A 12,206-nucleotide genomic window follows, 5' to 3' on the forward strand; every position below is an offset into this window, starting at 1 on the left:
CTCAATGCTTGCGGGCCACCAGCCAGTGGGTGACGCCCAGCGCCAGCACCACGGCGGCGATGGCGAAGACGTACTCGGCGGCGATGGTGTCGATGTCCAGCACGATCACCTTCCGGGCGATGGCCATCAGCGCCGTGGCGATCACCAGCTGGATGGGCAGCACGTTGGTGCCGAGGTACAGCCGGATGTTGATGAAGATCTCGATGGCGATCAGCACCACCATGAAGGCGCCGAACAGCCGGAAGATGTCGCCGACCTCGAGCAGCAGGAAGGGGGGCTGGATCAGCTGCTGGTAGAGGACGTAGACGACGTCGAAGATGCCCCAGATGATCACCCCCACCATCAGCACCGCCAGCACCTTGACGCCGACGCGGATGATGCGGTGCAGGATGCCGATCAGCGGATCCTCGTGCTCCTCGGGCAACTCGTCATGGAGCAGCTGAAGGCGTTTGTGCTTGTTGTCCTCGGGCTCCGTGCTCATGGCGTCTCTCCTGTCCGGCATCGGGCTCACTTTGCCATTTCGCGGGTCCCGGGCCAATAAAAACGCCACGACGCCGGGCGTCGTGGCGATAGTGCAAGACCTCCATGAGCATCGTCCCGATGCCGCGACCGGCTTCCCTGAGGGGCATCCTGCTCCTGGCGTCCCTGTCAGGCGAGGGGCAGTGTCCCTTGCCCGATCCCATCATGGGATAAGGGTAGCATGCCCCGTGTACGTGACGACGGGATGTCGTCGACGTGACGATTTCCTGATGCCGTCTCAGGGGGCGTTCCGGTCCCTTTCCAGCGAACTCAACAGGCCACGCAGCAGCGACAGCTCCTTGCGCGAGGGCTGCGCCCGGGCGAACAGGGCCTGGAGCTGCTCCTCGGTGCGGGCGTGGGGCTGGGTGACAAAGCCGCTCGCGCGCATCACCCTGGCGAGATGGTCATGGAAATGCCCCAGTTGCGCCCGGGTCGGTGGGCGGTCATGGGACGGGCGAGGCATCCGGAAGTCGCTCTCGGGGCGTTGCCGCCAGGCCCGGAAGACCTCGTAGGCCAGCACCTGGACGGCCTGGGAGAGGTTGAGGATGCCGTAGTCCGGATTGGCGGGAATGCTCACCTGATGGCTGCAGTGGCGGATCTCGTCGTTGGTCAGCCCGAAGCGTTCGCGGCCGAACACCAGCGCCACGGGATCGTCCACGGCGTTGGCCACCAGGGTCTCGGCCATGTCCGCGGGCTCGTCGAAGTGAGGCAGCGGCAGGCTGCGCAGCCGGGCGCTGGCCCCCACCACCTGCACGCAATCGTGCACCGCCTCCGTCAGCGAGCCCACCACCCGGGCATTGTCGACCAGGTCCTCGGCGCCCGCGGCCAGTCGGGTGGCCTCCGGATCCGGGAAGCATCGGGGGGTCACCAGCACCAGGTTGTCGAGGCCCATGGTCTTCATGGCCCGGGCCGAGGCGCCGATATTGCCGGGGTGGTAGGTCTGGACGAGGACGATGCGGATATTGGGCAGCATGGGGTTTCGGGAAGACCTGGTGATGAGAGGAGTCGAGGCGGGTATCCTATCGCGCCAAGCGCCCTTCGGGCAGCTACAAACCACTAGGAACAAGCTACAAGCCACAAGGAGCAAGCTACAAGGAAACCCCTTGTCGCTTGTCTCAGGTGGGCATCACACTGCCTTGCAGCTTGCAGCTTGCAGCTTGCAGCTTGCAGCTTGCAGCTTGCAGCTTGCAGCTTGCAGCTTGCAGCTTGCAGCTTGCAGCTTGCAGCTTGCAGCTTGCAGCTTGCAAAAAGCCCCCCACCGGTCTCCCGGCGGGGGGCTCGATCAGGCTAGGCCTGGAGGCGGGGGCGTGATTACATCATGCCGCCCATGCCACCCATGCCGCCCATGCCGCCCATGTCGGCGCCACCGGCTTCCTTCTCCTCCGGGTCGTCGGCGATCATGCACTCGGTGGTGATCATGAGGCCGGCGACGGAACCGGCGGACTGCAGCGCGGAGCGGGTGACCTTGGCCGGGTCCAGCACGCCCATCTCGAACAGGTCGCCGAACTCGCCGGTCTGGGCGTTGTAGCCGAAGTTGCCCTCACCGTCCTTGACGCGGTTCAGGATGACGGAAGCCTCCTGACCGGCGTTGGTGACGATCTGGCGCAGCGGGGCCTCCATGGCGCGCACGGCGATGGCGATGCCGTGGGTCTGGTCCTCGTTCTCGCCCTTCAGGCCGGCGATCTTGGTCAGCACGCGGACCAGGGCGGTACCACCGCCAGGCACCACGCCTTCCTCGACGGCGGCGCGGGTGGAGTGCAGGGCGTCCTCGACGCGAGCCTTCTTCTCCTTCATCTCCACCTCGGTGGCGGCACCGACGCGGATCACGGCCACACCACCGGCCAGCTTGGCGACGCGCTCCTGGAGCTTCTCGCGATCATAGTCGGAGGAAGTCTCCTCGATCTGGGCGCGGATCTGGTTGACGCGGGCCTCGATGTCGCTGTCCTGGCCGGCGCCATCGATGATGGTGGTGTTCTCCTTGGACATGGTCACGCGCTTGGCGGTGCCCAGGTGGTCCAGGGTGGCCTGCTCGAGGTCGAGGCCCACTTCCTCGGAGATCACGGTGCCGCCGGTGAGGATGGCGATGTCCTGCAGCATGGCCTTGCGACGGTCGCCGAAGCCCGGTGCCTTGGCGGCCGCGACCTTGACGATGCCGCGCATGGTGTTGACCACCAGGGTGGCCAGGGCCTCGCCCTCGATGTCCTCGGCGATGATGACCAGCGGCTTGCCGGCCTTGGCCACGGACTCGAGCGTCGGCAGCAGCTCGCGGATGTTGGAGATCTTCTTGTCCACCAGCAGGATGAACGGATCCTCCAGTTCCACGGCCATGGTGTCCTGGTTGGTCACGAAGTAGGGCGACAGGTAGCCGCGGTCGAACTGCATGCCTTCCACGACGTCCAGCTCGTCCTCGAAGCCGCGGCCCTCGTCGACGGTGATGACGCCTTCCTTGCCGACCTTCTCCATGGCCTCGGCGATGATGCGGCCGATGTTGCTGTCGCCGTTGGCGGAGATGGTGCCGACCTGGGCGATGGCGTTGGAGTCGGTGCAGGGCACGGCCAGCTCACCGATTTCCTTGACGGCGGCCTGGACGGCGTGGTCGATGCCGCGCTTCAGGTCCATCGGGTTCATGCCGGCGATCACGCCCTTCAGGCCTTCGGTGACGATGGACTGGGCCAGCACGGTGGCGGTGGTGGTGCCGTCACCGGCGACGTCGGAGGTCTTGGAAGCGACTTCCTTGACCATCTGGGCGCCCATGTTCTCGAACTTGTCCTTGAGCTCGATCTCCTTGGCCACGGAGACGCCGTCCTTGGTCACGGTCGGCGCACCGAAGGACTTCTCCAGGACCACGTTGCGGCCCTTCGGACCCAGGGTGGCCTTGACGGCGTTGGCCAGGGTGTCGACGCCTTTCGCCATGCGAGTGCGGGCATCACTGGAGAACTTGACTTGTTTCGCTGCCATTTTCGTTTGCTTCCTGTGAGTTCGTGAACGTCAGATTCGAGCGGTAGGAGCGGTCGCGACTCAGCCTTCGACGACGGCCAGGATGTCGGACTCGCTCATGATCAGCACTTCCTCGCCGTCGATCTTCTGCTTCTCGACGCCGAAGCCATCCTTGAAGATCACGGTGTCACCGACCTTCACGTCGAGCGGGCGCACGTCGCCGCTTTCCAGAATCCGGCCGTTGCCGACGGCGAGGACCTCGCCACGAGTCGGCTTTTCCTGGGCGCTGCCCGGGAGCACGATGCCGCCTGCGGTTTTCTGCTCTTCTTCAACGCGACGGATGACGACGCGATCGTGCAAGGGACGGATGTTCATTGCTCACGTTCTCCTGATGGTTTGCTGTGCCGGGCGTCGCGGCCACGGCGGGTTTTCCTCATCAACCCGCAGATCTCTCTGCGGGGTGAAGGCACACGCCTTCCGTGTGGATGACCCCGACGGGCGGGGTCGAAGCTCGTTGCTGACGGATAAGTGGGGCTGGCCAATGAGGTTTCAAGGCCCCCCGGGAAAAAATTTTTCCTCTTCAGCCCCGCCTCTCGTCATGGGCGATGAAGTCGCCTTCCAGCGGCGTCTCCTGCTCGCCATCCCGGGACGTCTCGGCGGTCGTGTCCCGTTCGCTGCCGGCCTGCTGCCAGTCCGCGTCCCGTCCCTGGCGGGGACGATAGGCGCCGGCCTGGACATGCACGCCCTGCAGGCGCAGCCCGAGCCGGCCGAGCAGCTTGCCGAGCAGGCGGCGGGCATCCGGGATCAGGCACATGAAGCCCAGGGCATCGGAGAGGAAGCCGGGAGCCATCAGCAGGGCGCCGCCGAAGATCAGCGCCGCCCCCGTGAGCAGCTCGCCGGAAGGCAGCTCCCCTCGAGCCATGCGTTCCTGGGCCCGGGCGAAGGTGGCGACGCCTTCGCGGCGGATCAGGTGCAGGCCGAGGAAGCCCGTGGCCAGGACCAGGGCCAGGGTGGTCAGCAGCCCGATGTGGCTGCCGACGGTGAAGAGCAGGACGAAATCCAGCAGGGCGAAGACGGTGAAGAGGGCGAGAAAGGGCATGAGGACTCCGCTGTGACGATTGCCGCAGACGTGGGGGCGGCCCACGAGAAAATCAAGTCTCGTCCGGGACACGACCAAGGCCGCATGTCGCCCTTGCGCAGACCCGGTAGAATCATCAATCAAACGATTGTTCGTGTCGGTCGTGGCGAGCACCCGTGCCCACCCCGCGCCGCCCTTGTCTGGAGGACCGCTATGCAACTCGACAACGCCCTCATCGCCATCACTGGCGGCGCCCGGGGCCGAGGGCTGGCCATGGCCGAGCACCTGGGGCAGCAGGGCGCGAGCCTGGCCCTGCTCGACCGGGATGGCGAGAGCCTGGAGGCCGCGGTGGGTCGGCTGGCCGAGAAGGGCCTCAAGGCACGCGGCTTCGTCGTCGACGTGGCCGACGAACGCTCGGTGCGTGAGGCCTTCGCCGCCGTCGCGGATGCCCTGGGTCCCCTCGATGGCCTGGTCAACAATGCCGGCATCGTGCGGGATGGGCTGCTGGTCAAGGCCCGGGACGGCCAGGTTCAGGACACCATGTCGTTGGCCGAGTGGCAGCAGGTCATCGACGTCAACCTCACCGGCGTCTTCCTGTGTGGGCGGGAGGCGGCAAGCCGCATGATCGAGGACGGGCGAGCGGGCGTGATCGTCAACATCTCCAGCGTGGTGCGACACGGCAACATCGGGCAGAGCAACTATGCGGCGGCCAAGGCCGGCGTGGCGTCACTGACCGTGACCTGGGCCCAGGAGCTGGCCCGTCATGGAATCCGGGTGGGTGCGGTGGCGCCGGGCTTCATCGACACCGAGATGACCGCGGCGATCCGGGAGGACATGCGCGAACGCCTTAAGGCTCGTGTTCCCCTGGGGCGGATGGGCCAGCCCGATGACATCGCCGAAGGCGTGGCCTTCATCCTCGCCAACGACTACTTCACCGGGCGGGTCCTGGAGTGCGACGGCGGGCTCAGGCTCTGATCCCGTCGTCGCCCGGTGCGGGGGGATCAGAAGGTGACTTGGTCGGCCAGTCCCTCCACGGTCGCCTCGCCGATGCCGCTGACCCGGGTCAGGTCGGCGGCGGCGGCATAGGGGCCGTTGGCCTCGCGATCCTCGACGATCGCCGCCGCCTTCGCCTCTCCGATGCCCGGCAGTTCGGCCAGCAGGGCCGCATCGGCGGTGTTGACGTTGATCGGTGGCGCCTCCTGGCCGAGGGCCGGGCCGGCCAGGCCGAGCAGCAGGACCAGGCCGAGGGGGGCGAGATATCCTTTGCGGAAGGTCGTCATGGTGTCTCTCCTTGTGAGTGGCCGGGGTGGCGGGCGCCATGGCGCCTGGTTTCAGGCTAGTGTCGGCCAGGGGAGGGCGGGGTCGGCCATCGCCGCATTCGGGCATCCGTGATCGCCGCCACGTCCCTGACGTGATTCGCGCCATGCGCCACGGGGCATGGCTGATATACTGCGCGGGTCCAATCCACTCGCCAGGAGCTCGCCGTGTCCGTTGCGTCACCCTTGATCATCGCCCTCGATTACTCGTCCCTGGATGCCGCCCTGTGCATGGCCGATCGGCTCGATCCGGCGCGCTGCCGGCTGAAGGTCGGCAAGGAGCTGTTCACCCGCAGCGGGCCCGACGTCCTCGAGGCCCTGCATGGACGCGGCTTCGAGGTGTTCCTGGACCTCAAGTTCCATGACATCCCCAACACGGTGGCGGGAGCGGTCCAGGCTGCCGCCGAACAGGGGGTATGGATGGTCAACGTCCATGCCGGCGGGGGGCGCCGGATGATGGAGGCCGCCAAGGAGCGGCTGGTGCGCCAGGGCCTGTCCACCCAGCTGATCGCGGTGACCGTGCTGACCAGCATGGCGGCCGAGGACCTGGCGGAGGTGGGCGTCTCGGTGTCGCCTGCCGAACAGGTGGAGCGCCTGGCGGCCCTGGCCCGGGACAGCGGCATGGATGGCGTGGTGTGTTCGGCCCAGGAGGCCGCCCGTTTGCGGGTCCTGTGCGGCGACGACTTTCTCAAGGTCACCCCCGGCATTCGCCCCGCCGCGGCCCAGGCAGGCGACCAGCGTCGCGTCATGACCCCTGGCGAGGCCGTGGCCGCGGGCAGTACCCACCTGGTGGTGGGGCGGCCGGTCACCCAGGCCGACGATCCGATGGCGGCCCTGGCGGCCATTGAGGCGGAGCTCGCCGCCGGGTGAGCGGCCTCACTCCCCTTCGATGCCGGTGATCGGCTTGGTGGTGCCCCAGCTGCGGCAGCGGGGGCACTGCCAGTGGAGCTGCTCGCCGCTGAAGCCGCAGCGTCGGCAGCGGTGTCGCGGCAGGGCGTCGAGCAGCGTGCGGGTGTGGCGCTGAAGCAGCTCGATGCGTTCCCGCTCGCCCTCGCCGGCATGCTGCCGATAGAGCCGCATGAGATAGTCCACCGCCCCGAGACTCGGGGCGCGGTCGAGTTGCTCGGCGAGTAGTCCCAGGGCCTCCCCCGAGTCGCCATGGTGTCGCCGCAGGGTGTCGGCGAGCAGGATGATGACGCTGGTGTAGGGAGCGACCTCGAGCAACGCCTCGAGGTGGCGAATCAGGCCTTCCTCTTCGTCCAGCAGCCGGTAGGCCCGGCCGAGCGGCTCCAGCAGGGTGGGGATGAAGGCCTTGTCCTGCTCGGGAATTCGCTCGAGGACCCGAATCGCCTGGCGGTAGTGCCCGGTGTCGAGCTCCATTTCCGCGAGCAGCAGGTTGGCCCGCACGCAACGGGCATCCGTGGCCAGGGCTTGCTTGAGATGGCGTCGCGCCGGCACCGGACTCGCCGAGCGACGTTCCTGCTCGGCGAGCTCGCACAGCCAGTGGGCGGCGGCGCGACGGATATCGTCGTGGCGGCGGACCAGGTGAGGTTGGGCCACCTCGAGCGCCTGCTGGTATTCCCCTTCCCGCTCCAGCAGGTCGACGAGCAGGTGACGAGCCGTCTGGCGCAGCTCCTCGTGGAGGCCGTCCCTGATCAGGGTCTGGAGCAGCCGCTCGGCCCGGTCGAGCAGGCCCAGCTGCAGGAAGTCCCGGGCCAGTTCCAGCTGGACGCGTTCGCCCTGGTCGCCGCTGAGCGTGGGGCGGGCCAGCAGGTTCTGGTGGATCTTCACCGCCCGATCCGCCTCGCCGCGGGTGCGGAAGAGGTTGCCCAGGGCGATATGGGTCTCGATGGTGTCGCTGTTCACCTCGAGCGCGCCGATGAAGGTCTCGATGGCGCGGTCCTGCTGATCGTTGAGCAGGTAGTTCAGGCCCACGAAGTAATCGCGGGACAGGGCGGGGGAAGGAGAGGGGGCATTCGGGCCCCGCCGTTCGCGGCGGCCCAGCCACCAGCCGATGGCGACCGCTGCCAACAACAGGGCCAGCAGCAGAACATCGGGCATCGTCAGGGAAGTTCCTTCATCTCCTGAATGCGCAGCTTGTCGAGCTCCTTGCGCTGTTGCTGGTTGTGGCGCTGGGCGCGGGTCAGCAGCGCGCGCAGGCGCAGGTAGACGCCGCTCATGGCCAGCATGCCCATCAGCACCCCGACGGCCAGGCTGGCCAGCAGCCAGAGGGAGAGCGAGGCCGGGGGAAGCTCGATCCAGATCAGGTTGAGGGGGATCGCCTGCTGGTTGTTGACGGCGAAGAGGATGCCGACGAGCAGCACCACCAGCAGGATGATGGCCAGGATCAGGCCTTTGAGCCAACGCATGTGCGAGTTCCCGTATCGAGTTGGAGGAGTGGAGGGGGGCTTGCGTCAGTAACCGAGCGCGCGGCTGGCGTCCACCTGTTCGCGCAGCTCCTTGCCGGGCTTGAAGTGTGGCACGAACTTGCCGTCCAGCGCGACCGGTTCGCCGGTCTTGGGATTGCGGCCGATGCGCGGCTCGCGGTAGTGCAGCGAGAAGCTGCCGAAGCCGCGAATCTCGACCCGCCCTCCTTCGGCGAGGGTGTCGGTGATGTCGTCGAGGATGAGACGCACGGCGGCTTCGACTTCCTTGACGGACAGCTCGGGCTGCCGCATGGCAATCTGCTCGATCAGTTCGGACTTGGTCATCGGTTCTCTCCGTGCTGTCCTGCCTGGGCCTCAGGGCCGAGGACGATCGTATGCTCAAAGCATACTGTGCAAGTCTCGATAAAACAACGCACTACGACCTTTGCCCCAGAGAGTGGCGGCGGGATGCCGGGAGCCGCGAGGCTCGGGTATACTGTGGCCACATTCTCGGAACCGATGAGGCCGACCTTGAACGACGATTCGTCCGCGGCTGCTGCCCAGCGCAAGCGCCTCTACTGGCACTCCCGGCGCGGCATGTGGGAGCTCGACCTGCTGCTGATCCCCTTCCTGGAGGCACGCTACGACGACCTGGAGGCGTCCGACCAGGCGGCCTTTCGGGCCCTGCTCGAGGAGGAGGATCAGGACCTCTTCGCCTGGATGATGCGCCGGGAGTGGCCCGAGGATCCGGAGCGTCGGCGCATCGTCCAGATGATCGTCGAGCATGCCGAGTCCACCGACAACGATTCGCGTCGCGCCCTCTAGGCTGGGCTGGGCCGCCCAGGTGATGGCGGCGTCCGGCGTGCTGGGGCTGCTCTGGGGGTACGCGCCCTGGTGGATGAGCCTGGCGGGAGCGGGCGTCCTGGCCGGCGTGGTGCTCGATGCCGCGCGGCGCCGCCCGCGTGGCGAGTTGCGCCTGATGCCCCGGCCGCGCTCGGCACCGGATTGGGCCTGGCGCGAGCGGGCCGGCGATGACTGGCGCGAGGTGAGCCTGAGCTGCGACTACCTGGGGCCCTGGCTCGTCGGCCTGCGGCTCGATGGTCGCCGCCTCTGGCTGTGGCCCGACAGCAGCGACGCCGACTCCCTGCGTGTCCTGCGACGGGCACTGAATACCCTGCCCTGACCGGGCGAGCCTCTCCTGCTTTCCGACACCCCGGCGTCGACGACGCCGGGGTGTCGGCCGTGCCGGCTCAGGCCGGGTCGAGGGCCTCGAGACGGATGCGCGAGGGATGCGGGGCGGGGTCGCCGTGCAGCGGGCAGTCCGGGTTGAAGTGCAACCCACGGGATTCGCGGCGGGCCAGGGCGCAGGCCACGGTGAGGCGCGCCAGGCGCAGGGCATGCCAGAGGCTCGCCAGCTCGGCGCCGGGGGCGGCTCCGGGCAGCCGGGGGGCCAGGCGCTCGGCGAGTTCCGCCAGGCGGCGGGCCGCCTCGTCGAGCCCGGCGTCGTGGCGCACGATGGCGACCCGGGCGCTCATGACCTCGCGCATGGCCGAGCGGATGGCCGCGATCTCATCGAGCGGGACGGGCGTGTCGCCGGCCTGCCAGGGCAGCAGCGGAGCCGACTCCGGCGGGCGGGCATGGCGCAGGCGCCGGCCACAGCTGCGGGCGAAGGCGAGGCACTCCAGCAGGGAATTGCTGGCCATGCGGTTGGCGCCGTGGAGGCCGGTGCAGGCCACCTCGCCGATGGCATAGAGGCGTGGCACCGTGGTGGCACCTTCCAGGTTGGTGGCCACGCCGCCGCAGCTGTAATGCGCCGCCGGCACCACCGGGATGGGGGTGGTGGCGATGTCCAGGCCCCGTTCGGCGCAGTGGGCATGGATGGTCGGGAAGTGGTGGCGGATCGCCGCTTCCCCGAGGTGGCGGATATCGAGCAGCACATGGTCGCTGCCGGTGCGCTGCATCTCGGCGTCGATGGCGCGGGCCACCACATCCCGCGGCGCCAGTTCGGCCCGCGGGTCGATGCCGGGCATGAATCGCTCGCCGGCGAGGTTGAGCAGGCGGCCTCCCTCGCCCCGCACGGCCTCGCTGATCAGGAAGGGCGGGCCCTCGGGGTCATACAGGCAGGTGGGGTGGAATTGCTGGAACTCCAGGTTCATCAGCTCGGCGCCGAGCTCCGCCGCCATCATCATGCCCTCGCCGCAGGCAGGATCGGGGCTGGTGGTGTGGCGGTAGAGGCCGCTGGCCCCGCCGGTGGCGAGCACCGTGTCCGCGGCCGGCAGTTCGTGGAGCCGGCCGGCCTCGTCGATGCAACGCGCGCCCCGGCACTGACCGGCGTCGTCGCCGACCAGGCCGATGGCGGTGAGGTCGGTCCTCAGGCGAATGCCGGGATGTCGGTCGACGTGTCGGCGCAGGGTGTCGACCACGGCGCGGCCGGTGGCGTCGTCGGCATGAATGATGCGGCGCGCGCCATGGCCCCCCTCGCGGGTCAGGTGGTAGGGGTAGCCGGCCTGAGGGTCGGGGTCGGGCGTGAAGGGCACCCCCAGCGACAGTAGCCAGCCGATGGCGGCGGGGCCCTGTTCCACGGTGAAGCGCACCGCCGCCTCGTCGCACAGACCGTCGCCGGCCACCAGGGTGTCGGCCACATGGGCCTCGATGTCGTCGTCCGGCGAGAGCACCGCGGCGATGCCGCCCTGGGCCCAGCGGCTCGCCCCCTGGGGGTGCTGGGCAGGCTGCAGCAGGGTGACCGGCCGCCGTTCGGCGACCTCCAGGGCCAGCACCAGGCCGGCGATGCCGCCGCCGATGATCAGCACCTCATGCTTGCTGTCGGTCATCTGGCTTGTCCTTGTCGATGGGCCTGGACGCGTCGGGAGGGGCGAGCAGGCCGTGGCGGGAGGCGCCTTTGCGCAGTCGGCGACTGGGCAGGCGTTCCAGGCGCCCGAGGCGATCGATCAGCTCGCCCGTCAGGCGGGACAGTTCGCGATTCAACCACAGGTAGCCGCTGGGGCTGAACAGTCGGCGACCATCCTCGGCATGGGCTTCGCCGGCCAGGTCGGCATGGCGTTGCAGGTCGAAGGGCACGAAGTCAACCGCGACGGGATGGCCGGTGCGGACCTGGAAGGCCAGGGTGCCGAGGGTGCGGGCGAGGGTGTGCTGCTGATCCCGCAGGCCGTGCATGGCCTCGATCCGCTCGTGTCCCGCCCGGGTGTTCCAGTGAGTCTCCAGCAGCAGCTCGATGGTCGAGAACATGCGTCGCTGCAGCGAAATGAGATCGTCCAGTTCGCCCCGGGTCAGGCGATGCTCGCGATGAATGGCGTCGACCAGGCCGCGTTGCTTGACCAGCAGTCGGCTGCAGGCCTTGAGCAGCTCCCGGGCGTCGACGTCCAGCTCGGCGCCGGCCGAGGTATGGGCATGGTAGAGCCGGGCCATCCGATCCAGGTTGTCGGCCAGGGTGAAGCGCAGCAGGTCGGTGGCCTTGTGAGGCAGGACCAGCACGGTCACGGCGATGCCGACCAGGGTCCCCAGGAGCACATCGAAGCCTCGCCAGAGGGCCACGCCCAGCGATTGGGTGCCGTCGCCGACCACCAGCAGCAGGCTGATGGCGAACATCAGGCCCCCGTAGCCATAGCGCTTGCCGAAGCTGATCCAGGTGGCCACGGCGATGCCGGTGAGGGTGCCGAGGGGCAGCAGGGTCGGCCAGGGCAGGGGAGGGGCGATCAGCATCACGCCCCAGCCGGCGCCGAGGAGGGTGCCGAGCAGGCGTTGGCGCGCCTTGTCCAGCACCCCGCCGATATGCGGCAGGTTGCCCATGACCATGACGGTGCTGACCAGCGCCCAGCCCTGATGGGGGATGGCGAAGGTCTCGGTGATGGCATAGGTGATGGCCAGCGCCAGGGCGATGCGCAGCACGTGGAGGATGCGGCGGTGGCGATGACTGAAGTAGGGGTCGCGCAGACGCGCCAGGCTCATGAAGCGAGATCCCGTTGGCTGGTC

The 12,206-nt window shown here is 68.5% G+C and carries 15 protein-coding genes; 4 read left to right on the forward strand and 11 right to left on the reverse strand.

The window, feature by feature from the left end:
• Position 1: 1 nt before the first annotated feature.
• The 5 genes from BEI_RS07415 to BEI_RS07440 all read right to left on the reverse strand — a co-directional run bounded on the left by BEI_RS07415 (position 2) and on the right by BEI_RS07440 (position 4,555).
• On the reverse strand, positions 2 to 481 hold the full coding sequence (locus tag BEI_RS07415; RefSeq protein WP_097788916.1) for a phosphate-starvation-inducible PsiE family protein: 480 nt from the start codon (positions 479 to 481) through the stop codon (positions 2 to 4).
• A 276-nt stretch (positions 482 to 757) separates the two neighbouring features.
• Positions 758 to 1,492: an RNA methyltransferase gene (locus tag BEI_RS07420; protein ID WP_097788917.1), complete on the reverse strand. Its 735-nt coding sequence runs from the start codon at positions 1,490 to 1,492 to the stop codon at positions 758 to 760.
• Between the two features lie 338 nt (positions 1,493 to 1,830).
• On the reverse strand, positions 1,831 to 3,477 hold the full coding sequence (groL, locus tag BEI_RS07430; RefSeq protein ID WP_097788919.1) for a chaperonin GroEL: 1,647 nt from the start codon (positions 3,475 to 3,477) through the stop codon (positions 1,831 to 1,833).
• Between the two features lie 60 nt (positions 3,478 to 3,537).
• Positions 3,538 to 3,831, reverse strand: a complete 294-nt coding sequence (locus BEI_RS07435) for a co-chaperone GroES (RefSeq protein WP_097788920.1) — start codon at positions 3,829 to 3,831, stop codon at positions 3,538 to 3,540.
• A gap of 205 nt (positions 3,832 to 4,036) precedes the next feature.
• Complete coding sequence (locus BEI_RS07440) at positions 4,037 to 4,555, reverse strand: FxsA family protein (protein WP_097788921.1); 519 nt, start codon at positions 4,553 to 4,555, stop codon at positions 4,037 to 4,039.
• Positions 4,556 to 4,747: 192 nt separating this feature from the next.
• On the opposite strand from BEI_RS07440, the gene BEI_RS07445 reads away from it, so the two are divergent.
• Entirely contained in the window at positions 4,748 to 5,509 is a 762-nt protein-coding gene (locus BEI_RS07445) for an SDR family oxidoreductase (RefSeq protein WP_097788922.1), read from the forward strand.
• Positions 5,510 to 5,535: 26 nt separating this feature from the next.
• Here the strand turns inward: BEI_RS07445 and BEI_RS07450 are convergent, their stop codons facing one another.
• Positions 5,536 to 5,814, reverse strand: coding sequence for a ComEA family DNA-binding protein (locus tag BEI_RS07450; RefSeq protein ID WP_097788923.1), 279 nt, complete (start codon positions 5,812 to 5,814; stop codon positions 5,536 to 5,538).
• Positions 5,815 to 6,018: 204 nt separating this feature from the next.
• Between BEI_RS07450 and pyrF the strand changes: the two genes are divergently transcribed.
• The gene (gene pyrF / locus BEI_RS07455; protein WP_097788924.1) at positions 6,019 to 6,720 is read left to right on the forward strand and encodes an orotidine-5'-phosphate decarboxylase; all 702 of its coding nucleotides are present in this window, start codon (positions 6,019 to 6,021) and stop codon (positions 6,718 to 6,720) included.
• Between the two features lie 6 nt (positions 6,721 to 6,726).
• Here the strand turns inward: pyrF and lapB are convergent, their stop codons facing one another.
• From lapB to BEI_RS07470, 3 genes are read right to left on the reverse strand one after another with little or no spacing between them, the layout of a single operon-like run.
• Complete coding sequence (gene lapB / locus BEI_RS07460; RefSeq protein WP_097788925.1) at positions 6,727 to 7,911, reverse strand: lipopolysaccharide assembly protein LapB; 1,185 nt, start codon at positions 7,909 to 7,911, stop codon at positions 6,727 to 6,729.
• A gap of 2 nt (positions 7,912 to 7,913) precedes the next feature.
• Positions 7,914 to 8,219, reverse strand: coding sequence for a lipopolysaccharide assembly protein LapA domain-containing protein (locus tag BEI_RS07465; protein WP_097788926.1), 306 nt, complete (start codon positions 8,217 to 8,219; stop codon positions 7,914 to 7,916).
• Between the two features lie 45 nt (positions 8,220 to 8,264).
• Positions 8,265 to 8,561 carry an integration host factor subunit beta gene (locus BEI_RS07470; RefSeq protein ID WP_097788927.1) on the reverse strand — a complete coding sequence of 99 codons (297 nt, stop codon included), beginning with the start codon at positions 8,559 to 8,561 and terminating at the stop codon, positions 8,265 to 8,267.
• Positions 8,562 to 8,747: 186 nt separating this feature from the next.
• Between BEI_RS07470 and BEI_RS07475 the strand changes: the two genes are divergently transcribed.
• Both BEI_RS07475 and BEI_RS07480 read left to right on the forward strand, forming a co-directional pair.
• Positions 8,748 to 9,041: an FAD assembly factor SdhE gene (locus BEI_RS07475; RefSeq protein WP_097788928.1), complete on the forward strand. Its 294-nt coding sequence runs from the start codon at positions 8,748 to 8,750 to the stop codon at positions 9,039 to 9,041.
• Between the two features lie 22 nt (positions 9,042 to 9,063).
• Positions 9,064 to 9,399 (forward strand): hypothetical protein, encoded by a 336-nt coding sequence (locus BEI_RS07480; protein ID WP_097788929.1) that lies wholly within the window; start codon positions 9,064 to 9,066, stop codon positions 9,397 to 9,399.
• A 67-nt stretch (positions 9,400 to 9,466) separates the two neighbouring features.
• Here BEI_RS07480 and nadB read toward each other — a convergent pair whose 3' ends face one another.
• Together nadB and BEI_RS07490 are read right to left on the reverse strand one after the other, a co-directional pair.
• The gene (gene nadB / locus BEI_RS07485; protein ID WP_097788930.1) at positions 9,467 to 11,047 is read right to left on the reverse strand and encodes an L-aspartate oxidase; all 1,581 of its coding nucleotides are present in this window, start codon (positions 11,045 to 11,047) and stop codon (positions 9,467 to 9,469) included.
• On the reverse strand, positions 11,028 to 12,182 hold the full coding sequence (locus BEI_RS07490; RefSeq protein ID WP_097788931.1) for an FUSC family protein: 1,155 nt from the start codon (positions 12,180 to 12,182) through the stop codon (positions 11,028 to 11,030). The genes nadB and BEI_RS07490 overlap by 20 nt, the downstream gene beginning before the upstream one ends.
• Positions 12,183 to 12,206: the final 24 nt, after the last annotated feature.

This window comes from Halomonas beimenensis, assembly GCF_002549795.1.
Classification (GTDB): domain Bacteria; phylum Pseudomonadota; class Gammaproteobacteria; order Pseudomonadales; family Halomonadaceae; genus Halomonas; species Halomonas beimenensis.

Bases quoted from the DNA above. Each gene is read 5' to 3' on its own strand.
- BEI_RS07465 (WP_097788926.1), bottom strand. From the start codon at position 8,219: ATGCGTTGGCTCAAAGGCCTGATCCTGGCCATCATCCTGCTGGTGGTG.
- BEI_RS07435 (WP_097788920.1), bottom strand. From the start codon at position 3,831: ATGAACATCCGTCCCTTGCACGATCGCGTCGTCATCCGTCGCGTTGAA.
- BEI_RS07445 (WP_097788922.1), top strand. From the start codon at position 4,748: ATGCAACTCGACAACGCCCTCATCGCCATCACTGGCGGCGCCCGGGGC.
- BEI_RS07440 (WP_097788921.1), bottom strand. From the start codon at position 4,555: ATGCCCTTTCTCGCCCTCTTCACCGTCTTCGCCCTGCTGGATTTCGTC.
- BEI_RS07420 (WP_097788917.1), bottom strand. From the start codon at position 1,492: ATGCTGCCCAATATCCGCATCGTCCTCGTCCAGACCTACCACCCCGGC.
- BEI_RS07470 (WP_097788927.1), bottom strand. From the start codon at position 8,561: ATGACCAAGTCCGAACTGATCGAGCAGATTGCCATGCGGCAGCCCGAG.
- BEI_RS07490 (WP_097788931.1), bottom strand. From the start codon at position 12,182: ATGAGCCTGGCGCGTCTGCGCGACCCCTACTTCAGTCATCGCCACCGC.
- groL (WP_097788919.1), bottom strand. From the start codon at position 3,477: ATGGCAGCGAAACAAGTCAAGTTCTCCAGTGATGCCCGCACTCGCATG.
- BEI_RS07415 (WP_097788916.1), bottom strand. From the start codon at position 481: ATGAGCACGGAGCCCGAGGACAACAAGCACAAACGCCTTCAGCTGCTC.
- BEI_RS07450 (WP_097788923.1), bottom strand. From the start codon at position 5,814: ATGACGACCTTCCGCAAAGGATATCTCGCCCCCCTCGGCCTGGTCCTG.
- nadB (WP_097788930.1), bottom strand. From the start codon at position 11,047: ATGACCGACAGCAAGCATGAGGTGCTGATCATCGGCGGCGGCATCGCC.
- lapB (WP_097788925.1), bottom strand. From the start codon at position 7,911: ATGCCCGATGTTCTGCTGCTGGCCCTGTTGTTGGCAGCGGTCGCCATC.
- BEI_RS07480 (WP_097788929.1), top strand. From the start codon at position 9,064: ATGGCGGCGTCCGGCGTGCTGGGGCTGCTCTGGGGGTACGCGCCCTGG.